The sequence below is a fragment of the Streptomyces tubercidicus genome (assembly GCF_027497495.1).
GTDB classification, from domain to species: Bacteria; Actinomycetota; Actinomycetes; order Streptomycetales; family Streptomycetaceae; genus Streptomyces; species Streptomyces tubercidicus.
This window is the reverse complement of the sequence record NZ_CP114205.1, coordinates 3,022,248-3,044,140: the sequence shown is the minus strand read 5'-3', so window position 1 is coordinate 3,044,140 and position 21,893 is coordinate 3,022,248. Positions and strand designations below refer to the sequence as shown.

The 21,893-nt window shown below is 70.2% G+C and carries 19 protein-coding genes; 12 read left to right on the top strand and 7 right to left on the bottom strand.

The window, feature by feature from the left end; all coding sequences use genetic code 11:
- Positions 1-103 precede the first annotated feature (103 nt).
- Genes STRTU_RS12960 through STRTU_RS12945 form a run of 4 tightly spaced genes read left to right on the top strand, consistent with a single transcriptional unit; the run spans position 104 to position 4,576 of the window.
- On the top strand, positions 104-1,702 hold the full coding sequence (locus tag STRTU_RS12960) for an ABC transporter ATP-binding protein (RefSeq protein WP_159743682.1): 1,599 nt from the start codon (positions 104-106) through the stop codon (positions 1,700-1,702).
- 41 nt (positions 1,703-1,743) lie between these two features.
- A complete protein-coding gene (locus STRTU_RS12955; RefSeq protein ID WP_159746889.1) occupies positions 1,744-2,886 on the top strand; it encodes an ABC transporter permease in 1,143 nt (380 codons plus the stop codon).
- On the top strand, positions 2,883-4,163 hold the full coding sequence (locus tag STRTU_RS12950; RefSeq protein ID WP_159743681.1) for an ABC transporter permease: 1,281 nt from the start codon (positions 2,883-2,885) through the stop codon (positions 4,161-4,163). The genes STRTU_RS12955 and STRTU_RS12950 overlap by 4 nt, the downstream gene beginning before the upstream one ends.
- On the top strand, positions 4,160-4,576 hold the full coding sequence (locus STRTU_RS12945) for a cytidine deaminase (protein ID WP_159743680.1): 417 nt from the start codon (positions 4,160-4,162) through the stop codon (positions 4,574-4,576). Before STRTU_RS12950 ends, STRTU_RS12945 begins: the two co-directional genes overlap by 4 nt.
- 106 nt (positions 4,577-4,682) lie before the next feature.
- On the opposite strand, the gene STRTU_RS12940 is transcribed toward STRTU_RS12945, so the two are convergent.
- A complete protein-coding gene (locus STRTU_RS12940; RefSeq protein WP_159743679.1) occupies positions 4,683-5,495 on the bottom strand; it encodes an SDR family oxidoreductase in 813 nt (270 codons plus the stop codon).
- A 165-nt stretch (positions 5,496-5,660) separates the two neighbouring features.
- Between STRTU_RS12940 and STRTU_RS12935 the strand changes: the two genes are divergently transcribed.
- The 4 genes from STRTU_RS12935 (at position 5,661) to STRTU_RS12920 (ending at position 9,799) form a co-directional block, all read left to right on the top strand.
- The gene (locus STRTU_RS12935; protein ID WP_246240423.1) at positions 5,661-6,260 is read left to right on the top strand and encodes a TetR-like C-terminal domain-containing protein; all 600 of its coding nucleotides are present in this window, start codon (positions 5,661-5,663) and stop codon (positions 6,258-6,260) included.
- Between the two features lie 731 nt (positions 6,261-6,991).
- Positions 6,992-8,197 carry an NAD(P)/FAD-dependent oxidoreductase gene (locus tag STRTU_RS12930; RefSeq protein ID WP_159746887.1) on the top strand — a complete coding sequence of 402 codons (1,206 nt, stop codon included), beginning with the start codon at positions 6,992-6,994 and terminating at the stop codon, positions 8,195-8,197.
- Positions 8,198-8,332: 135 nt separating this feature from the next.
- Positions 8,333-9,553 (top strand): cytochrome P450, encoded by a 1,221-nt coding sequence (locus tag STRTU_RS12925; protein WP_159743678.1) that lies wholly within the window; start codon positions 8,333-8,335, stop codon positions 9,551-9,553.
- Positions 9,554-9,598: 45 nt separating this feature from the next.
- Positions 9,599-9,799 carry a ferredoxin gene (locus STRTU_RS12920; RefSeq protein WP_159743677.1) on the top strand — a complete coding sequence of 67 codons (201 nt, stop codon included), beginning with the start codon at positions 9,599-9,601 and terminating at the stop codon, positions 9,797-9,799.
- 73 nt (positions 9,800-9,872) lie between these two features.
- Here STRTU_RS12920 and STRTU_RS12915 read toward each other — a convergent pair whose 3' ends face one another.
- On the bottom strand, positions 9,873-10,898 hold the full coding sequence (locus STRTU_RS12915; RefSeq protein ID WP_159743676.1) for an Lrp/AsnC family transcriptional regulator: 1,026 nt from the start codon (positions 10,896-10,898) through the stop codon (positions 9,873-9,875).
- Between the two features lie 115 nt (positions 10,899-11,013).
- Between STRTU_RS12915 and STRTU_RS12910 the strand changes: the two genes are divergently transcribed.
- Together STRTU_RS12910 and STRTU_RS12905 are read left to right on the top strand one after the other, a co-directional pair.
- Positions 11,014-12,567: an AbgT family transporter gene (locus STRTU_RS12910; RefSeq protein WP_159743675.1), complete on the top strand. Its 1,554-nt coding sequence runs from the start codon at positions 11,014-11,016 to the stop codon at positions 12,565-12,567.
- A 50-nt stretch (positions 12,568-12,617) separates the two neighbouring features.
- Positions 12,618-13,805 (top strand): M20 family metallopeptidase, encoded by a 1,188-nt coding sequence (locus tag STRTU_RS12905; protein ID WP_159743674.1) that lies wholly within the window; start codon positions 12,618-12,620, stop codon positions 13,803-13,805.
- Positions 13,806-13,870: 65 nt separating this feature from the next.
- Here STRTU_RS12905 and STRTU_RS12900 read toward each other — a convergent pair whose 3' ends face one another.
- The 4 genes from STRTU_RS12900 to STRTU_RS12885 form a co-directional block, all read right to left on the bottom strand.
- Positions 13,871-15,025, bottom strand: a complete 1,155-nt coding sequence (locus STRTU_RS12900; RefSeq protein ID WP_159743673.1) for a glycosyltransferase — start codon at positions 15,023-15,025, stop codon at positions 13,871-13,873.
- Positions 15,026-15,387: 362 nt separating this feature from the next.
- Positions 15,388-17,037, bottom strand: coding sequence for a purine-cytosine permease family protein (locus tag STRTU_RS12895; RefSeq protein WP_159743672.1), 1,650 nt, complete (start codon positions 17,035-17,037; stop codon positions 15,388-15,390).
- A gap of 306 nt (positions 17,038-17,343) precedes the next feature.
- Positions 17,344-17,661 (bottom strand): transcriptional regulator, encoded by a 318-nt coding sequence (locus STRTU_RS12890; RefSeq protein WP_159743671.1) that lies wholly within the window; start codon positions 17,659-17,661, stop codon positions 17,344-17,346.
- Positions 17,648-18,202 (bottom strand): hypothetical protein, encoded by a 555-nt coding sequence (locus STRTU_RS12885; protein WP_159743670.1) that lies wholly within the window; start codon positions 18,200-18,202, stop codon positions 17,648-17,650. Before STRTU_RS12885 ends, STRTU_RS12890 begins: the two co-directional genes overlap by 14 nt.
- 286 nt (positions 18,203-18,488) lie before the next feature.
- On the opposite strand from STRTU_RS12885, the gene STRTU_RS12880 reads away from it, so the two are divergent.
- Together STRTU_RS12880 and STRTU_RS12875 are read left to right on the top strand one after the other, a co-directional pair.
- Positions 18,489-19,766: a thymidine phosphorylase gene (locus tag STRTU_RS12880; RefSeq protein ID WP_159743669.1), complete on the top strand. Its 1,278-nt coding sequence runs from the start codon at positions 18,489-18,491 to the stop codon at positions 19,764-19,766.
- A gap of 103 nt (positions 19,767-19,869) precedes the next feature.
- Positions 19,870-20,460, top strand: a complete 591-nt coding sequence (locus STRTU_RS12875; RefSeq protein ID WP_246240420.1) for a Uma2 family endonuclease — start codon at positions 19,870-19,872, stop codon at positions 20,458-20,460.
- A 69-nt stretch (positions 20,461-20,529) separates the two neighbouring features.
- On the opposite strand, the gene STRTU_RS12870 is transcribed toward STRTU_RS12875, so the two are convergent.
- On the bottom strand, positions 20,530-21,846 hold the full coding sequence (locus STRTU_RS12870) for an MFS transporter (RefSeq protein ID WP_159743668.1): 1,317 nt from the start codon (positions 21,844-21,846) through the stop codon (positions 20,530-20,532).
- Positions 21,847-21,893 lie beyond the last annotated feature (47 nt).

Below are 21,893 nucleotides of genomic sequence, written 5' to 3'. Positions count from 1 at the left end.
AGGGGAGTGCGCCATCAACGCAGCATCCACGAGCAGCGGTCCCGCCGTCCCGGACGCCCCCGCTGTAGAACTCCGCGGAATCACCAAAAGGTTCCCCGGCGTCGTGGCCAACCACGACATCCATCTCACCGTGCGCCGCGGTACCGTCCACGCCCTGTGCGGCGAGAACGGTGCCGGCAAGTCCACCCTGATGAAGATCCTCTACGGCATGCAGAAGCCGGACGAGGGCACCATCGCGCTGGGCGGCGAGCAGGTCACCCTGCACACCCCGGGCGACGCCATCGCACGCGGCATCGGCATGGTGCACCAGCACTTCATGCTCGCCGACAACCTCACCGTCCTGGAGAACACCGTCCTCGGCGCGGAGAAACTGCACGGCATCGGCGCCGGCGCCCGCGCGAAGATAACGGAACTCTCGGACGCGTACGGGCTCAACATCCGGCCCGACGTCCTGGTCGAGGACCTCGGTGTCGCCGACCGCCAGCGGGTGGAGATCCTCAAGGTCCTCTACCGCGGCGCCCGCACCCTGATCCTCGACGAGCCGACCGCCGTCCTGGTCCCGCAGGAGGTCGACGCGCTCTTCGACAACCTGCGCGAGCTCAAGTCCGAGGGCCTGACCGTCATCTTCATCTCGCACAAGCTGGGCGAGGTGCTCTCGGTCGCCGACGACATCACCGTCATACGCCGCGGCACCACCGTCGCCTCGGTGGAGCCGTCCAAGACCACCCCCAAGCAGCTGGCCGAGCTGATGGTCGGCAGCGAACTGCCGTCCCCCGAGACCCGCGAATCGACCGTCACCGACGAGGAGATGCTCCGCGTCCGCGACGTACACCTGTCGGCGACCGACTCCGACGGCGTGGTCCGCACCGTTCTGGACGGCATCTCCTTCACCATCCACAAGGGCGAGGTACTGGGCGTCGCCGGTGTCGAGGGCAACGGCCAGGCCGAGCTGGTCGAGGCCGTCATGGGCACCCGCCGCCCCGACCACGGCACGGTCACCCTGGACGGCACGGACCTGTCCGGCGCCTCCACCCGCGCCCGGCGCGAGGGCGGTATCGGCTACATCCCCGAGGACCGCCACCGCCACGGCCTGCTGCTGGAATCCCCGCTGTGGGAGAACCGCATCCTCGGCCATGTCACCGAGCGCCCCAACAGCAAGGGCAAGCTCCTCGACATCCCCGGCGCCCGCAAGGACACCGAGCGCATCGTCGCGGAGTACGACGTGCGCACCCCCGGCATCGAGGTCACCGCGTCCTCGCTCTCCGGCGGCAACCAGCAGAAGCTGATCGTCGGCCGCGAGATGAGCCACCACCCCAAGCTGCTGATCGCCGCCCACCCCACCCGCGGGGTCGACGTCGGCGCGCAGGCGCAGATCTGGGAACAGATCCGCGAGGCGCGCCGCGAGGGCCTGGCGGTGCTGCTGATCTCTGCCGACCTGGACGAGCTGATCGGGCTGTCCGACACCCTGCGGGTGATGTACCGGGGCCGGCTGGTCGCGGACGCGGACCCCGCCGTCATCACCCCGGAGGAGTTGGGCTCCGCCATGACCGGTGCCGCCAGAGGCCACCTCAGCGCGTCGGAGGACGGCGCGCCGGACGAGGCTGCGCCGGAAGAGAGTGCGCCGACTGACGCCGCGCCCGAAGAGGCCGCGCCCGACGCTGCGTCGCACGACGCCCGTGACCAGGAGGGCGACAACCAGTGAGCACCTCCACCAACTCCACCACGTCCACCAAGAACCCGACCGTGGACGCCATCGCCAAGAGCGCCGCCCGCGACAAGGTGATCCTGGCGATCGCCGCGCCCGTCCTGGCCATCGTCGCCGCGATAGTGATCTCGTCGCTGATCTTCCTGGCGTCGGGCGAGAACCCGTTCCGCGCCTACGGGATCATGGCCGATTACGGCCACTACAGCGACAGCCAGGTCTGGATCATCAACAAGGCGGTGCCGTACTACCTTTCGGCGCTGGCGGTCGCCATCGGCTTCCGCATGAACCTCTTCAACATCGGCGTCGACGGCCAGTACCGCCTCGCGGCCTTCGCCGCCGCGGCCGTGGGCGGTGCCGTCGCGCTCCCCGGCGCGATCCAGATCATCCTGCTCATCGTCATCGCGATGCTGGTGGGTGCCGTCTGGTCGGGCATCGCGGGTCTGCTGAAGACCACCCGCGGCGTCAGCGAAGTGATCACCACGATCATGCTGAACGCCATCGCCGCCTCGATCATCGGCTACTTCCTGCAGGACGGCCGCCTGGCGGTCAAGGACGGCAACCTCCTGCACACCAAGTTCCTCCCGGAATCCAGCCACTTCTTCGCTTTCCCGACCCACCCCAAGCCGGTCTACGGCTTCGTGGTGATCGCGGTCCTGGCCGGTGCGCTGTACTGGTTCGGGATCAACCGCACCCGCTTCGGCTTCGACCTGCGCGCCGTCGGCGCCTCCGAGCCGGCCGCCGAGGCCAGCGGCGTCAGCGTCAAGCGCATGGTCCTGTGCAGCATGCTGCTGTCCGGAGCCGCGGCCGGTCTGGTCGGCATGCCCACCCTGCTCGGCGAGTCCTTCCAGTACGGCACGGACTTCCCGGCCGGTATCGGCTTCACCGGTATCGCCATCGCGCTGCTCGGCCGCAACCACCCCATCGGCATGGCCTTCGGCGCCCTGCTGTGGGCGTTCCTCGACCGCACCGGCTCCCGGCTGGAGTTCGAGGGGTACGCCCAGGAAATCGTCGGCGTCATCCAGGGCGTCATCGTCCTGTGCGTCGTCATCGCGTACGAGATCGTGCGCCGCTACGGGCTGAGCCTGCAGCAGCGCAAGGTCGGCGAGGAGCTGGCCGTCCTGTCCCGCGCGAACACCGCCGACAAGTCTGACAAGAGCGACAAGCCGGAGGTGTCGGCGTGAGTACGGACCTCAAGACCGCGACCAAGCTCGCGGTCCCCGGAAGGGGCGGCAAGCGCAAGCTGACCTACCCCTGGATCCTGCTGATCATCGCCGTCGGGCTGGTCGCCGTCTCCGTGCTCCGGGCCGTCACCGGCACCGCGGACCTCACCTCCACCGGCCAGTTCGGCGCCGCGCTGAGCGCCGCCGTGCCGATCGGCCTGGCGGGGCTGGGCGGACTGTGGTCCGAGCGGGCCGGCGTGGTCAACATCGGCCTCGAAGGCATGATGATGCTCGGCTCGTTCGCGGCCGGCTGGGCCGGCTGGGAGCACGGCCCCTGGGCGGCGGCCGCGGCCGGCATCATCGGCGGCGCGCTCGGCGGCCTCGTGCACGCCATCGCCACCGTCACCTTCGGCGTCGACCACATCGTCTCCGGTGTCGCGGTCAACATCCTGGCGCTCGGCACCACCCAGTACCTGGCCATGCTCTGGTACGGCCAGGAGGGCAGCGCGGCCATGCTGGCCGGCGGCAACGACAAGCAGTCCCCGCCGATGCCCGATATGCCGACCTTCACCGTCCCGGGCCTGTCGGACTGGCTGACCTCCCTTGAAGGCCACCACTGGTTCCTGGTCTCCGACATCGCCGGCATCCTCGGCGCCGCGGTTACCAACGTCTCCTGGCTGACCCTGCTCACCCTCGGCCTCTTCATCGGCACCTTCTACGCACTCTGGCGCTCCTCGTTCGGACTGCGGCTGCGCTCCTGCGGCGAGGCCCCCCTCTCGGCCGAGTCCCTGGGCGTCAACGTCTACTCGTACAAGTACGCGGCGGTGCTGGTCTCCGGCGCCCTGGCCGGCCTCGGCGGTGCCTTCCTCTCCATCGGGGTGCACTTCTACCAGGACGGCCAGACCGGCGGCCGTGGCTACATCGGTCTCGCCACGATGATCTTCGGTAACTGGCGGCCGGGCGGCGTCGCGATGGGCGCGGGCCTGTTCGGCTTCATGGACGCCATGCAGCTGCGCAGCGGCGGCCCGACCGTCCATGCGCTGCTGCTGGGCCTGGCCGCGCTCCTCGCGGTGCTCGCCCTGTTCCGGCTGCGGGCCGCCAAGCGCACCCAGGCCGTGGTCGCGGGCATAGCTGCCGCCGTCCTGGTCATCTGGTACGCCCTGGCCGACACCGTTCCGCTCGAACTGGTCGAGGCGAGCCCCTACATCGCCACCCTGCTGGTACTCGCCCTCTTCTCCCAGCGGCTGCGGCCGCCGAAGGCGAACGGCAAGCCCTACCGCCGAGGACAAGGCACATGACACCACCGGTGCAGGTCGACTGGACCGCACTGCGCGCGCAGGCCCGGGACGCGATGTCCCGGGCCTACGCCCCGTATTCCGGCTACCCCGTAGGCGCCGCGGCCCTCGTGAACGACGGCCGCACCCTCATCGGCTGCAACGTCGAGAACGCCTCCTACGGCCTCTCCCTCTGCGCCGAATGCGCCCTGATCTCCGACCTGTTCACCCACCGCCCCGACACCACTACGACCCCCCGGCTCATCGCCTTCACCTGCGTCGACGGCACCGGTGCTCTGCTCGTCCCCTGCGGCCGCTGCCGACAGCTGCTGTACGAACACGGCGGCCCGGAGCTGCTGGTCGACACGACGGCAGGCATCCGCCCACTGTCGGAGCTGCTGCCGGATGCGTTCGGGCCGGGGCATTTGAGGGGGTGACGGGGCGGGGGCTGATGCTCTCTGCGGCAATTCCCGGCCGACCGGCCGGGCCCTGGGGCCTGCCCCTCACAGATGCCAGTGAGGGGCATCAGCCGAGCCAGTGACGTCAGCCGACGGCGAGTGCCGTGACGCCGCCGTCCACGAGCAGATCGGTGCCGGAGATGAAGCTTGCTGACGGGCCGACGAGGAAGGCGACGGCGTCGGTGATGTCGGCCGCTGTTCCGGCTCGCTTGGCGTTGGAGGCGGCAATCATCCTCCGCATCTGGTCCCCGTGTTCGCCGGCGAGTTCCGCCTGCCCCATGGGGGTGGCGATCGCTCCGGGACTCACGGAGTTGATCCGTGCGTTCCGTGCGCCCCAGGTGGAGCTCGCGGCCCTCACGCGCAACAGGTTGGCTTCCTTGGAGAAGGCATAGGCCGCCTCTGGGCCGGAGAACCGTTCCTTGGCCGCGACCGGTAGGGAGAGCAGTTCGTCGGCCGGTGTCGTGGCCAGTTGCACGGCTTCTTCGCCGGACAGCCCGGAGTTCCGGTGGCCGGCCATGCTGGCGATGACCACGCCGGAACCGCCTGGGGCGACGACCTGTCCGAATTCCTCCAGCACGATTGCGACCCCCAGCAGGTCGACGGCGAGTATGGCGGCGATGGACGCTTGCGCGGGCGAGAGTCCGGCCGTGTGGACCACGGTCCGCACCGGACCGAGGCCGGCGGCCTGGCGCGCCAGCGCGCAGACGGATTCCCGGGATGAGACATCGACCGGGGCGGCCGTGACGGCGTACCCGTCCTTCTCCAGTTGCGCACGGACGGCTTCCAGGGCCTCGGCGTTGAAGTCTGCGATCAGGAGCCGGGCTCCGGAGCCCAGGCGGCGGGCGATGGACTCTCCCATCCCGCCGACACCGATGACGACGACTACTGACTGGCTCATGTCTTCCACCTTCTCGATGGCCGGCAGAACTGCCGGGTGTGCGGGGCGTGCGGGGCCTATGGGCCGGGTTTCGTGAACTGTCGGAGATGCCGCTCCGGTGACGTCTCACGCGACTCCGACACTTGTCGGTTATCCTACAGGTGTGGGTGACACTACAATGGCTCCGTGCCCGTTCAGCAGAGTGACCGCCGTTCCCGCCGCTCCCGTACCGCGATGGAGGGCGCGCTACTGGAATTGATCGGTGACCGCGACCTCAGTCAGATCTCGGTCTCCGACGTGACCGGCCGCGCTGACGTGCACCGCTCGACTTTCTACGAGCACTACACAGACGTGCATGACCTGGCCGCCTCGGCCTGCACGGAGATGTTCGACCAGCTGCTCTCCGCGACCTCGGCGCTCTCGGTGAACGGGGATTCCTCGGAGGGGGATTCCTCGACGGAGGGCTCGCACCCCTCCCTCACGGCGATGTTCGCCCACGTCGCCGAACATCGCGCGCTCTATGAGGCTCTTCTCGGTGCCGATGGCAGCGCCCGGGTGATCAACCACCTCCTGCAGCGCATGACGGAATCCATCCGGCCGAGACTTTCCGCCCAGCTCACCGACAGTGAGGGCGGTACGGACGACTCCGCGGCCGCCTTTGTCTCCGGAGCGCTTCTCGGCGCCATCGCGGACTGGCTCCACCGCGGCTGCCCGGGAACGCCGGAACGCTTCGCCACTGCGATCTGGCCACAGCTGGTCGCCGCGACACTCGCCCGGCCCGCCTGAGCGACCCCGTACGCAGGGCCGCCGGCCGACAACCCGGCGCTGGAGCGGGCCGCACCCGTGAGGCGATGAGATCGCCCCTGCCTGGCGCCGCCCCTCCCTGACGCCGCCCCTCCCTGACCTGCTTTGCGCGACTCCCGCTCGTGCCCCTCGTTGCACGCGGGCGGTGTGCGTGCGCTCGTGCCGTAATCACCGGCCTCGCGCACCGCGATCAGCTCTCCGCCCCTCCGCGGCGGCACCCACCGGCTCCGCGCCCGCCCGGTCGGCACGGGCCCTGCCTCTGATCTGCGCTTTCGCCCATCGGCCTGCGCAGAGGGGCTTGGGGGTGCACATTCACTGCGCCCCCGAGCCTCTCTGCGGTTGCCGCCGCAAGCCCCCTTCCTCCCCCTGCCGCCGCGAGCTCCAGACTCCGAGCCGCCGGACCGGGCGCATCCGCGCGCGCATCTGTGCGCACATCCGCCCCCGCTGACGCAGCCCCAAGAGCCACGGCCACTTGCAATGCGACAGCTGTCGGTTAACCTACATCTGTCGGGTATGAATCGAGGTTGCGGCACCGGGCTTCCGACCGGGCCCGTGAGACCCCGTCCCGCCCCGTCGCGCGCCGGCCGTGCCGCGCCGATCCCTGTCGAATGAAGTGAGGAAGCAGTCGTTCACATGTGGAACCGAACTGACCGAGGCCCGTTTCCCGGAGCGGCTTCCCCTCGGGGCTCCGTGGACCCGGCGGGCGCGGCGTGGTGACCCGCCCCGGCAAGGTGGTGATCGTCGGTGGCTCGTCGGCCGGCCTGGCGACAGCGGAGGCGCTGCGCCGTCAGGGCTACGAGGGACGGCTGACCCTCCTGGACGCCGAACGCCATCTCCCCTATGACCGCCCGCCGTTGTCGAAGCAGGTGCTGACCGGCGCCTGGGAGCCGTCGCGGACTCAGTTGCGCTCGCCGGAGCATCTCGCCTCTCTGGAGGCGGAGTTCATCCGGGCCGAGCCGGCTGTCATGTGCGACGCGGCAGAGCGTGCGGTGACCACCGCCACGGGGCGCGTGGTGCGTGGCGATGCGCTGGTCATCGCCACCGGGCTGCGCCCCCGAATGCTGCCGGACCAGGAAGAACTCGCGGGAGTGCATGTGATGCGCACCCTCGACGACGCGCTGGCGCTGCGCTGTGACCTGGCGGCCGGTCGCCGCCTGGTGGTGGTGGGCGAGGGCGTGCTGGGTGCGGAGATCGCCGCCTCGGCCCGTGCCATGGGCGTGGAAGTCACGCTCGCGGGCTTCGGGTCCGTTCTGCTGGGCAGTCAGGTCGGCGGCAGGGTGGGGGGATTCCTCGCGCGTCTCCACACCGAGCGCGGGGTGGATCTGCGCCTCGGGGCCGCGGTCGAGGCCCTGGCCGGCAGCGGGGGCAGGGTGTGCGGGGTCCGTCTGGCCTCGGGGGAGGTGCTGCGCGCCGACACGGTCGTCGTGGCGATCGGGGCGCGGCCGGCCACCGAGTGGCTGGAAGGCAGCGGGCTGGCGCTCGGTGACGGCGTGGAGTGCGATGCCTACTGCCGTGCCGCGCCCGGTGTCTACGCCGTTGGAGACGCGGCGTCCTGGCACCACGAAGGGCTGGACAGGCGGCTGCGCCTGGAGAATCGCACCAACGCGACCGAGCAGGCCCAGGCCGTCGCGGCGAACCTCCTCGGCGCCGAACGTCCCTACACTCCGACGCCCTACTTCTGGACCGATCAGTACGACGCCAAGCTCCAGGTGCACGGTCTGCCCACCCCGGCCGCCGAGACCCGCATCGCCGAAGGCGACCCGGCCCAGGGACGCTTCGTCGCTGTGTACCGGGAGAACGGCGAGGTGACCGGCGTCCTGGGCTGGAACATGCCCAAACAGTCCCGGCTGCTGCGCCAAAAGCACCTCGTCGCTCCGCGGAACGGAGAGTTGGCAACCACGGTCCGCTCCGCACCATGACCCGCCGCACCAGGCCCGGCAGCCCTCCGCGGCCGCACAGACAGGCGTGGGAAGCGGCTGCAAGGTCACCGCCCGTAGGCGGCACCCACACCCCGCCCCCGTCGATTCCCGTCAATTCCCGTGAAGGAGAAGCACATGAGCCCGAACGAGCAGACACGGCATTACCCGCTCGCCTACGAGACCGCGCTGGAGCCTGCCGCCGAGTGGGCGGAGCTGCGCGCCACGTGCCCGGTGGCCACCATCACCGTGCCCGACGGCAGCCAGGCCAAGCTGCTGACCCGCTACGACGATGTCAAGGAGATGCTGGCGGACCCCCGCTTCACCCGGAAGGACCTCGACGGCGGAACCGGGAATGCACAAGAGGGAGCCACGACGTCGGCCGCGGCGGACACCTCGGAGCCGCCCTTCTCCGTGCCGAGGCACGGCGCGGAACACCTGCGGTGGCGCCGGATGGTGGGCAAGTGGTTCACCGCCAAGCGCATGGCCGCCCTCCGGCCCCAGATGACCGCGATCGCGGACCAGCTCCTCGACGAGATGACCGGCCGCGGCAGCTCCGGCGACCTCAAGGCGCACTTCGCCTTTCCGCTGCCGGTCTACGTGATCTGCGACATGCTCGGCGTGCCCGCCGAGGACCGGGACCGCTTCTCCTACTGGTCCGACAACTTCCTCAACCTCACCCGGTACTCCGCACAGGAACGGCAGACGGCGGTCGGCGAACTCGTGGCCTACATGTCCGGCCACATCGCCGCCAAACGCGCCGAGCCCACCGACGACCTGCTCAGCACCCTGATCGAGGAGAGCAGCGGCGAAGGTGGGGCGCTGACGGACGCGGAGCTGCTGGGCACCGGCATAGGTCTGCTGGTGGCCGGGCACGAGACGACGGCCAACATGATCGGCAAGATGGTCGCCATGCTGCTCGCCGACCGCACCCGGTGGGAACGGCTCCTGGAGAACCCCTCGTTGGTACGCAGCACCGTCGAGGAGGCGCTGCGCTTCGACGTCAACGGTGGGTTCGGCCTGAGGCGGTATCTCACCGAGGACGTCGAGATCGGGGGCGAGGTCCTCCCCAACGGCACCACGGTGGTGTGCTCCATGGCCGCGGCCAACCGGGACGAGACCGCCTTCGAGAACGCCGCCGAGATGGACCTGGCCCGCACTCCCAACCCCCACCTGGCCTTCGGCGCGGGACCCCACTCCTGCCTGGGCCAGGCCCTGGCCCGCACCGAACTCCAGGTCGCCCTCGAAGTTCTGCTGCTCAGGCTCCCCTCCCTCGAACTGGACATCCCCGCCACCGACCTCGAACGCCTGGAAGGGCTGCTGGTCGGCGGCCTCTGCGAGGTCCCCGTCCGCTGGTGACGGCACGACAGCACACGTACGCCCCCCGACAGAAGGAGACCCCCCATGAAGATCACCGTCGACGAGGAGAAGTGCTGCGGCGCCGGACAGTGCGTCCTGATCGCCCCCGAGGTCTTCGACCAGCGCGACGAGGACGGAATCGTCGTCGTCCTGGCGCCGGAGCCCCCGCACGACCAGCACGCCCTCACCCGTGAAGCGGCCGCCGTCTGCCCGGCCGCCGCCATCCAGGTGCACGACACCCCCTGAACCTCTCCGCCCGGCAGTGGCGGGGCGGCCCGCGGAGCCGCACCGGCTCCGCGGGCACCACGGAAACGACGTCTCAGAGCAGCGTCGGCGCGTGGAATGCGCCGAGACCGGAGGTCAGGTCCCGGTCCAGCCAGTAGCGGCGCGGTTCGGCGAGCATGATGTCGACGCTGACGGCGAGGATGCCGGGGATCTCGGCCAGCTCCTGGTCGATGAAGAGCGCCAGGGCGGCGCGGTCGGTGACCAGGCCCATGACGAGGACGGACATGTCGCTGGCGACGTGGGCGGCGAGCCGGGTCTGGGGGAGCTGGTCGATGCGGCGCATGACGTCGGGCGTTCCGCCCGGTGCCACGCGCAGGCGGAGCAGGAAGGGGGTCTGGAAGCCGAGCCATTCCGACACCATCTCCAGGCGCGGTTTGACCCATCCCTCGTCGAGGACCCGGCGGACGACGCGGTGTGCGGTGGAGGTGGCCAGGCCGGACGCTCGGGCGATGCTCGCGGCGGATGCGCGGCTGTCCTGGATCAGCTGGGCGACGACCGCGCGTTCGGCCTCGGTGAGCGGCTTGGCGGGGGGTGTCGCGGTCGCGGTGCCCTCCCGGCGGGCGCCGGTGAGCTTCAGCAGGTCGGCGCGTTCGGCGTCGGTGAGGAACTGGGGGTCCCAGGTCATACCCCGGCGCAGGGTGCTGAGGGCCGGCAGGGCGTTGACGCGGCGGACGCCGGGGACGGAGTACAGCCGGTCGATCGCCTCGCTGGTAGCGGCCTCGGACGGGGCGTGGATGACGGCGTAGAGGGGGTCGTCGCCGGAGATCTGTGCCAGGAGCTGGAGGTGGGGCAGATCCCTGAGCCGGTGGAGGACGGTGAGCGGGGTTTCGCCGGTGATGTCCAGGAAAACGTGGACCGGCATCGCCGTGGAGTGCATGCCCCAGTAGGCGTGCCCGATCGCACGGACCATCCGGGCCTGGTGCAGCCGGTCATAACGGCGCTTGAGCGTGCTGGCGTCGGCGGCCAGGATCCCGCCGATGTCGTCCCAGGCGGCACGGGGGGCCACGTGCAGCGCGCCGATGAGGCGCCGGTCGAGCTCGTCGAGAAGAGGGCGGGTCATGGTCCCCCACTTTAAACTGCCGGTTAATCCTACCGTTACATCCTAGGGCTAGAGAATCTCTCACTTGAGTGCCACTCTTCGCAGGAACATCCCTCGCATGCACGAAGAGGTACCGATGAGTGCCACCTCTGCTCAGCCTCAGGCCAACGAGCCACAGTCGAGAATCCTGCGCACCGCGTTCCGGAGCTTCGCGGCGATCGAGAAGATAGGCAACAAACTCCCCAACCCCTTCTGGCTGTTCTGGATCCTCGCCGGGGTCGTCGCCGTCCTCAGCGCCGTACTGGCGGCGGTCGGCGTCAGCGCCGTGCACCCCGGCACGCACGAGATCATCAAGGTGCAGAACCTGCTCAGCAAGGACGGCCTCACCATGGCCGTCGAGGGAGCCGTCGACAACTTCGCGGCCTTCCCGCCGCTGGCCACCATCCTCACCGTGATGTTCGGCATCGCCGTCGCGGAGCGGAGCGGACTGTTCTCCACCCTGCTGCGCCGCATGGTCGCGCGGGTGCCGGGCAAGTACCTCACCTTCGCCCTGTCGATGACGGCCATGGTCAGCCATGTCGCCGGCGACGCCGCCTACGTCACCCTCATGCCGCTCGGCGCACTGATCTTCCGTGCGGCGGGCCGCAGTCCGGTGCTCGGCTGCATCGTCGCCTACGTATCGGTCTCCGCCGGCTACGACGCCTCCCCGTCGCTCACCACCACCGACGTACTGCTGTCCTCGATCTCCACCGCCGCCGCCCACACCATCGACGCGAACTACGTCGTCACCCCGCTGGCCAACTACTTCTTCGGGCTCGGCTCGTCGGTCCTGGTGGCCCTGGTGATCACCCTCGTCGTCGACAAGGTCCTCGCCCGCCGCCGGGACCTGGAGCCCGACGAGCCGGTCGCCGCGCCGGACGCCGAAGAACTGGAGGCGATCGAGGTCACCGGGCAGCAGCGCCGCGCGCTGCGCATGACCGGGCTGGTCGCCCTCGGCCTCATCGCGTTCCTGGTGGTGGCCATGATCCCCTCGTCCTCACCACTGCGCGGCGAGAACGGCGGCCTCGTCGACTCCCCGCTGGTCGGCGGGATGGCGCTCGTCCTGGGTGTGTTCTTCGCCGTGCTCGGCACCGTCTACGGGCGGATGACCGGCGCCTTCCGCGCCGCCCGCGACATCATCGCCGCGATGGCCGACGGCACCCGGTCGATGGCGCCGATCCTCGTCCTGTTCTTCGCGATCTCCCAGTTCCTCGCCTACTTCAAGTGGACGAACATCGGCAACATCCTCGCCGTCAAGGGCGCGGAGGCGCTGCGTGACCTGCACATGCACGGCTGGACCGTGCTGGTCGCCCTCGCTGTGCTGATCACGTTCATGAACCTCGTCATCACCAGCGGCTCCGCGCTGTGGGCGCTGGCCGCCCCGGTGCTCGTGCCCATGCTGATGCTCATCGGCATCGAGGCCGAGACCACCCAGGCCGTCTACCGCGTCGCCGACTCGGTCACCAACTGCGTCACCCCGATGAGCCCGTACTTCGTGATGGCCCTGGGATTCATCCAGCAGTACCGCAAGTCCGCCGGGATCGGCACCCTGGCCTCCCTCACGATCCCGATCGCCGCCGTCGTCTGGGTCGTGTGGATCGCGTTCTTCGTGGCCTGGTATCTGCTGGGCCTCCCCTTCGGCGTCAGCTGACCCCGCCCTCTGCCGAACACCGGCACCGGCCCCGTACGAGAAAGCAGACCATGACCGCACTTCCCACTGCCGCCCTCACCGCCCTCGCCCAGGACGTCTCGCCAGAGATCATCACCGACATCCTGACCCTTGTCCGCCACGAGACCAGCAGCTACGACCTGCCCGGCCTCGCGGCGGGCCTGGACCTCCTGCACGCGCTCGCCGTCCACCGACTCGGCCGACCCGACCACGCACAGCGCCACCCCGGCGGCGAGTGCGGCGACACCCTCACCCTGACCTACACCGGAACCGGCGCCGGGCACGTCGCGTTGGTCGGCCACTACGACACCGTATGGCCGACCGGCACCCTCGCCGGATGGGAGCAGCCGGAGGGGTCCGACGACGGCCGGGAGAAGCTCAGCGGGCCGGGCATCTTCGACATGAAGACCGGCCTGGTCCAAGGCATCTGGGCGCTGAAGCTGGCCAGGGCGAGCGGAGTACCGGTGCCCACCGTCACCTTTCTCTTCAACGGCGACGAGGAGATCGGCTCGCTGTCCTCGCGGCCGGTGATCGAGGAGGTCGCGCAGCAGGCCGACGCCACGCTGGTGCTGGAGCCGACCGCCCACGGAGCGGTCAAGACCGCCCGCAAGGGCTGTGGGATCTTCCGGGTAACGGTCACCGGCGTCGAGGCACACGCCGGGCTCGCACCTCAGGACGGGGCGAGCGCGATCACCGCGCTGGCCGAGTTCGTGGTCGCCGCCGCGGCCGTCGCCGCGCCCGGCAAGGGCACCACGATCAACACCGGGCTCATCAAGGGCGGTTCCGGCACCAACGTCGTCGCCGGGCAGGCAACCGCCAGTATCGACATCCGAGTCAGCAGCGAGGCCGAACAGCTCCGTGTCGACGATGCGCTGGACGCCATCAGGGCCAGCGACCGCCGCGTCCGCATCGAGATCGACCACGCCTGGAACCGGCCGCCCATGACCCTGAACGCCTCCTCCGCCCGCCTCCTCGCCCTCGCCCGCGAGGTCACCCGCGAGCAGGGCCGCGGCGACTTGCCCGACGCCGCCGTCGGTGGCGCCAGCGACGCCAACTTCGTCGCCGCCCTCGGCCTGCCCGTGCTGTGCGGCATGGGCGCAGTCGGTGACAACGCCCACGCCCGGGGCGAGTTCATCTACCCCGACACGGTGCCCGCCCAGACCTCCCTGGTCGCGGGACTGCTGGAACGACTGGCGGAACCGCTGCGGGGCCGCGCATGACCCTCGCCCGCAAGAACCCGGCACTCTCGTCGACGCGGCGGACGTTGCCCGATGCGGCGGCCTGGCTAGAGACTGCCCCGTATTTCCATGAAGTCCAGAGGCGCCAGCTGCGACAGCTCGGCACCGGCCGCGCTCATGGCGGCGCCGTAGCGCGGGGTGCCCAGGAGTGCCGTCATGGCCTCGGTGATCTCGTCGCGTCTCGCCGCCGTGAGGTCCAGTGCCCGGCCCAGGCCGCTGCGGGCGAACGCGGCGGTGTTGACGGGCTGATCGGCGAGAACACCCAGGCCCAGGACGGGCGTTGACCCCTGCACCGCGTCGAGCAGGGATGCCCGGCCTCCGTGCGTCACGAACAGATCGGCCCGGTGCAGGAGCGCGGGCTGCGGGGCATGCTCGACGACCTTGATGTGCGGGCTCGTGCTCGGCAGGTGCCGCGCGAGGTCTCCCGCGGACACGATCGCGTCGCAGTCGATGGTACGGAGTGCGGCCATGATCTCCCGGTATACGGGCTCGATGGCGGTACGCAGGCCGGACATCGCGGTGGTCAGGGTGCCGAGGCTCACGTAGACGAGCGGGCGCGACGGGCGGAGAGAGGGGGCCGGACCCTCGGGGAGGGTGGTGCGGAAGTCCGCGAGGATGCGTCGGACCGCGCGCGCCGAGGGCGGGGGCGTCTCGTAGAACCAGTGGACCGGCGCGGGGGTGAGCATCGGGAGGAGAGTGGGGGTGTCCTGCTCGTGCTGCTTGTAGAGGGGGAGCAGCGCGGGCGCGATGTCGGTGTCCCAGAGGTTCAGGAGCACCGGCCCGAGGCCGTTGTCCGCGGCGAGCAGGGGCAGTTGCAAGACCCTGGCCGCGAGGTGCGCGCCGAGGTCGCTGCACTCGGCGATCACCAGATCGGGCCGCTCCTGTGTCCACGCGGTGAGCAGGTCCCGCGCCTTCGCCTCGGCCTGTTCGGGCCAGAGGTGGCCGAAGACGTACCGGTTGAAGGCGGCGTTTCCGTACGTCTGCCAGACCTCGCTCGCCGCCTGCTGGACGCCGGGATCGCACGTCCAGTTCGTACCGGCGCCGGCGAACTCCACCCCGCGCCGCCGGGCTTCGCGGCGGAACATGAGGGGGGCATGCAGCGTGACCCGATGGCCCTGTTCAAGGGCCGGGCAGGTGACGTAGTCCAGCGCGGACACATGGGACGGTATCGGTTCAGCGGTGATCGCTATCCGTAAGGCCACCGAGGCACTCCAAGCTCTTTCATCGGGTCAACGCCCGACCGGTGCGGCAGCTTTCGGCCGCTTCGGCCGTGCTGCCTGGTACGTGCCCCGGTGGTCCGGCTGTCGCGTTGCCGAGGCGGCTCCAGCCTGCGGCACGATCCGTCCCGGCCGCCACCAGCGACCGGCAGTTCGGGATACGGGAACGTCCGAACCATCCGTGACCAGCAGATATACCCGTCACCTGGAACGCCGATAGGGAACGCCGACAGGGAACGCGGGCAGGAGGCGCCGACGGCCCGCAGCCGTCCTTCAGGCCGTCACCCCTCTGGCGTGATCCCCACGGCGGCCAGGGTGCTGGAGCGGCCGCGGCGCACAGGGCCGGCTTACGCGGTGGCCGGCAGGACGTGGTCGCCGACCTTGTCGGTGCTCAGGCACAGCGAGCAGACGACCGCGTCGTGAGTGACACAGGCTGCGAGGTCGGGGCGCTCGTAGGGCTGGTGGCAGACGTGGCAGTCGAGGGTGACCGCGCTCGGGTTGCCATCGGTGTCCAGCAGGGGCTCGGCGATGCCGTCGTCGATGCGGCGCAAGTAGTAGCGGCCCTTGGTGACCACGGCCATCAGCGGGGTGACGACGAAGGCGATGATGGCTGCTGCCACGGGCGAGTACGGCTGGAGGGTGTCGCCGAGGAGGTGGAAGTACATGGCGATCGACAGGCCGGAGGCGGCGACGAAGGCCACGACGCCGACCGGATTGACCGCGTGGAGCATGCCCCGGCGGAACTCCGGCTGGAGCGGGGACAGCTTCAGCACGTACTTGTTGATGCCGATGTCGGTGGCCACGGTGACCACCCAGGCGATCGCGCAGTTCGAGTAGAAGCCCAGGATGCCGCTCAGGAAGCTGAACATGTCGGCTTCCATCAGGGCGAGTGCAAAGGCCAGGTTGACCAGGACGAAGACCATGCGGCCGGGGTAGCGCTTGGTGACGCGGGTGAAGGAGTTCGTCCAGGCCAGCGAGCCGGAGTAGGCGTTCGTCACGTTGATTTTGATCTGGCTGATGACCACCAGGACCACGGCCAGCGGGATGACCAACCAGGACGGCATCATCGCGTCGAAGGCGCCGCGGAACTGCTGGATGGGCTCGGGCGCGGCAACCGGTCCGACCTCGGCGATGGTGTAGACGGCGAGGAAGACACCGATGGCCTGCTTCAGCGCACCGAGCACGACCCACCCGGGGCCGGCCATGACCACGGCTGTCCACCAGGCACGCTTGTTCGCCTCGGTCTTGGGCGGCATGAAGCGCAGGTAGTCGATCTGCTCGCCGATCTGCGCGATCAACGACAGGCACACACCCGCTCCGAGCAGGACGGAGGCGGTGTTGAAGGCACCGTCACCGTTCGTGCCGGGGTAGGCCAGGAAGCGGTCGACCGTGCCGGGGTCGTTGGCGATCAGGTAGACCAGCGGACCGACCATGAGCAGCAGCCAGATCGGGGTGGTCCACACCTGGAGCGTACTGAGCGCCTTCATGCCGTAAACCACCAGCGGGATCACCATGAGCGTGGAGACGGCGTAGCCCAGCCACAAGGGCAGTCCGAGGCCGAGTTTGAGGCCCTGGGCCATGATCGAGCCTTCGAGGGCGAAGAAGATGAAGGTGAAGCTGGCGAAGATGATGCTGGTGAGGACTGAGCCGTAGTAGCCGAAGCCGGAGCCGCGGGTGATCAGGTCGAGGTCGATGTTGTAGCGCGCGCCGTAGTAGGCCAGCGGGAAGCCGGTGACGAAGATGACGACCGCGGCGACGGTGATGGCCACGAGCGCGTTGCCGGTGCCGTGGGTCAGGCCGATGCCGGCGCCGATGGAGAAGTCGGCCATGTAGGCGATGCCGCCGAGGGCAGTGGTGCCCACGACCATGGGGGTCCAGCGGCGGTAACTGCGGGGTGCGAAACGGAGGGTGTAGTCCTCCAGGGTCTCCTTGACCGCCTGGTCGGCAGCGGTCTTCGTCGTGTCTGTCATGGCCTGTCGTGACTCGGTGGTGCTCATGCCACGCCTCCCGGTGGGGCTGGGTGCAGGTGCTGCCTCGCGGTGGGGAGCCCCGTGTGGCGCCGTTGACAGGACGGGGTGATGGGTCGCGAAGAGGCGGTTGCCGCCGGCCCTGTATATGGCTGCGACTCCACGGTCGGTCACGCTAGAAAGCGGTTGTTACCCCGGGTGCGTGTCGTGGTGAACACCATGTTTCTGCGGGTCGCAGGTGGCGTACGTATGCCACACTCGCGCAGGCCCGCAGCACGGCCGGGATGACCGTGCTGCGGCGCCGCGGCGAAGCTATGCGGTCACAGGGCAATACAACTAGCCGTCGTCCCCGCCCGCCGTACGCCGCGCCTCCTCGACGATCCGTTGCAGGGCCGCCGCATGCGTCTCCAGGGCTGTCCGCCCGCCGTCGCTGAGGTGTACCCAGGTGCGGGGGCGGTTGCCGACGTACCCCTTGCGTACCTCGACGTAGCCGTGCGACTGGAGCGTACTGATCTGCTTGGACAGGGCGGAGGGGGACAGCCCCGCCGACTCCTTGACCCAGCCGAACTCGGCCCACTGCACGCCCGCGAGCAGCGAGACGATCGTCAGCCGGGTGGGGTCAAGGAGTACGGGATCGAAGTCAGCGTGTGGCATCGACGGTGCTGCTCCCTGTGCGATTCCCGCCGCGTACGGCGACCTTGAGCAGCGCCCGCTGCCAGCGCGGCCCGAACACGGCCAGGGCGCCGCCGCCCACCACGCCCACCGCGGTCCGCCAGTACGGCACATCGAGGTGCCAGTCCGGTTGCAGCAGTTGGAGGGCGACGCCGGCCAGGACCACGGCAAGCAGCGTCAGCAGTGCGTAGCGGCGGAACGGCGCGGAAATGTCCTCCCGGCGCGGCCGGACGGGCTGGCCCAGCATGGCCGAGCCGCTGCGGGTGTTGAGCAGCGCGACATAGCCGACGGTGAGTATCGCGATGGCCGGTGAGGTCCAGCCGGCCGCTTCCTGTCCGACGAAGTCGGGGGCTGCGAAGCCCGCGCCGAGCACGACGCCGAACAGGACCGACACCCACCGGGAGTTGGTGGCCGAGTCGTACACCTGGTCCCGGTGCCGGTCCATGTCCCTGAGCGCGCGGGCCGCCTCGGCAGCCGAGGGACGGGGGTCGTCGGGACCGGACGGCGATGACGTTGATGACATGACTGTCTCCTCGAAGGGGGCTCTGTTGCCTCGGCGGCCCTGTTGCCTCGGCAGAATCAGTTTCCTGAGAAGAAACTAGTTTCCCGAGCCCGATTCGTCAACGGGGTGTCAGATGTGCCGGATCCTTCTCCGCCCCGGGCTCCCCTCGGGCCCCGCCCTCGGGCTCCGTCCTCAGGCCCCTCGGGCGTTATCTCCCGCGGGCCCCCGACCCCCGGCCTCCGCCCTCCCTGGCCACCCCGGCATCTATGCGTGTAGAACGTACCTACCCGTTCGAAAGGAACCGTCCATGGACGCCATCTCCGTCATCCGCACCAAGCGCGACCGCGGCGAGCTGACCCCCGATCAGATCGACTGGGTCATCGACGCCTACACCCGCGGCGAGGTCGCCCACGAGCAGATGTCGTCCCTGGCGATGGCGATCTTCCTCAACGGCATGAACCGCACGGAGATCGCCCGCTGGACGGCCGCGATGATCGCGTCCGGGGAGCGGATGGACTTCTCGTCGCTGCCGCGCCCCACCGCCGACAAGCACTCCACCGGTGGCGTCGGCGACAAGATCACGCTGCCGCTCGCCCCGCTCGTCGCCGCCTGCGGGGCGGCCGTACCGCAGCTCTCCGGCCGCGGCCTCGGCCACACCGGCGGCACCCTCGACAAGCTCGAAGCCATCCCCGGCTGGCGCGCGACACTCTCCAACGACGAGATGCTGAACGTGCTGCGCGACGTCGGCTCGGTGATCTGCGCGGCCGGTGACGGTCTCGCCCCCGCCGACAAGAAGCTCTACGCGCTGCGCGATGTCACCGGGACCGTCGAGTCCATCCCGCTGATCGCCTCCTCGATCATGTCCAAGAAGATCGCCGAGGGCACCGGCTCGCTCGTCCTGGACGTCAAGGTCGGCTCCGGCGCCTTCATGAAGGACCTCGACAACGCCCGGGAACTCGCCTCCACCATGGTCGAGTTGGGCACCGACCACGGGGTGAAGACGGTCGCGCTGCTCACTGACATGGCCACCCCGCTCGGCCGGACTGCCGGCAACGCCCTCGAAGTCCGGGAATCCGTCGAGGTGCTGGCCGGCGGCGGCCCCCAGGACGTCGTCGAGCTGACCCTCGCCCTCGCCCGCGAAATGCTCGACGCGGCCGGTCTCAAGGACGCCGACCCGGCCAAGGCGCTGGCCGACGGCTCCGCCATGGACCACTGGCGCCGCATGATCACCGCCCAGGGCGGCGACCCCGACGCGGCCCTGCCCGTGGCCCGCGAACAGCATGTCGTCACCGCCGCCTCCTCCGGCACCCTCACCACCCTCGACGCCTACGCGGTGGGCCTCGCCGCCTGGCGCCTGGGCGCCGGCCGCGCCCGCAAGGAGGACCCGGTCCAGGCAGGCGCGGGCGTGGAACTGCACGCCAGGCCCGGCGACCCGGTCACCGCCGGCCAGCCCCTGCTGACCCTGCACACCGACACTCCGGAGAAGTTCCCCTACGCCCTGGAGGCCCTCGACGGCGGCGTCCTCATCGGCCCTCAGGACGCGGCCTTCGCCGCCACCCCGGTCGTGCTGGAACGTATCGCCTGACCTGCGGTTTCCTCATTCGGGTGAACGGGATCGGCGGACCTCCGCCGGTCCCGTTCGGCGTGGTGCGGTCGGGGTGTGCGCACCGCAAAAGAAGGAGCCCGTCGTGATCGCACTCGCCGCTGAACACTTTCCGCAGGAAGGCCGCGTCCAGGATGCCCTCGTCCAGATCCGGGAAGACACCGAGGCCCCCGAGGGCTGCATGGTGGAGATCATTGACGGGGTTGTCACCGTGGCACCGCCGCGCGGTAGCACGCAGAACGTGATCGTCTGCAAACTGCAGCGCTCCCTCTACTCCGCCATGCCGGACGACTGGGGCGCCTATCAGAAACTCGGCCTCGCCCTTCCCGCCGGCCACGGGATCTCTGTCCCGCACCTGGTCGTGGCGCCCGAAGCCGCGCTGAGCGCGAACCGTCACGTCACTCCTGCCTCAGCCGCCGAACTCGTCGTCGAGATCGCCTCGGTGGCGAGCCCGGTCCACGCGCGGGTCCAGAAGCCCGCCGGATATGCCTGCGCAGGCGTGCCGTTCTATCTGCTCGTGGACCAGTGGGCCCGGGGCGGCCCGGCCGTCACCCTTTACGGCGAGCCCGAGGGGCATACGTATCGGACGCTGAGTGCCGTGAAGTTCGGCGAGCCGATTCACCTCCCCGCCCCCTTCGGCGTCACCGTCGACACGGCACTCTTCCCGGAGCGCTGAAGGGACCGACAACGAAGGGCCCGCCCCACCAGGACAGGTAGAGGGACGGGCCCTTCGGGCTGGCGGGCGCTACGCGGCCTTCTCCAGGTGGAGGAGGCGGCGTTCGGCGACGGCCTTGCGGGTGGCATAGAGGGTGATCGAGGCGGCGCCGAGCATCGCGGCCAGGCCGAGGAGGACCGTGCCGTCCCAGCCGACGGCGTGGAAGGCGGCGGCGCCGAGCGCGCCGCCCAGGCTGCTGCCGACGTAGTACGCGCACTGGTACAGCGCCGACGCCTGGGCGCGCGCCGTCTTGGCGGTGCGGCTGACCGAGGACGAGGCGACCGCATGGCCCGCGAAGAAGCCGGCGGTGATCAGGACGAGTCCGGCCAGCACCGCGGTGACGGAGTCGGCGAGGGAGAGCAGCAGGCCGGTGGTCGTGGTGCCGACGGCCAGGTACAGCGCGCCGCGGCGGCCCACCCGGGCGACCAGCTTGCCGGCCGCGGCCGAGGAGACCGTGCCGACCAGGTAGACCACGAAGATCGAACCGACAATGCCCTGCGGGAGGTTGAACGGTTCGGAGACCAGGCGGTAGCCGATGACCGTGTAGACCGCGCCGAAGACCGTCATGAACAGCCCGCCGATGGCGTAGAGGCGGCGCAGTAGTGGGTCGGCGAGGTGGTTGCCGAGCGTACGGGCCAGCGCCCGCGGGCCCACCGAACGGGACACGAAGTGCCGGGCCTTGGGGACCAGCAGCCGGAAGGCCACCGCGCACACCACGGCCAGCACACCCACCGCGGCGAGCGCCGCCCGCCAGCCCCATGCCTGGGCGACCCAGCCGGTCACGATCCGGCCGGACATCCCACCGATGCTGTTGCCCGCCACGAACAGTCCGATGGCCGCCACCAGCGCCTTGGCGCGTACCTCCTCGGCCAGGAACGCCATCGCCGAGGCCGGCAGCCCGGCCAGTGCGACGCCCTGGATGCCGCGCAGCGCGATCAGCACACCGAGCGACGGGGCGAACGGCACCAGCATCGCGATCAGTGCGGCCACCGAGAGGGACACCGTCATCAGCGTGCGCCGGCCGAAGCGCTCGGAGACCGCGCTCAGCGGGATCACGCCGAGCGCCAGGCCGAAGGTCGCCGCGGACACGGTCCAGCTCGCCTGGTCCGGGCTGACCCCGAGGTCACCGGAGATCGCGGGCAGCAGCGCCTGCGTGGAGTAGAGGAGGGCGAACGTGGCCACTCCGGCGGCAAAGAGGGCGAAGCTCATCCGGCGGTAGCCGGGGCCGCCCGGCCGCAGCTTGCCCGCTTCGGGGTCGGGCGCGGCGGCGGTAGAGGAGTCAGGGGACGACAGGGGAGAGGCGGCCGCACGGTCGGTGACGGACGCCCCGGTATCAGCGGGAGGCATGTTTCGAAAGTAGGCCGCTGTGTTTCATGCGTCCAATGCATAGAAAC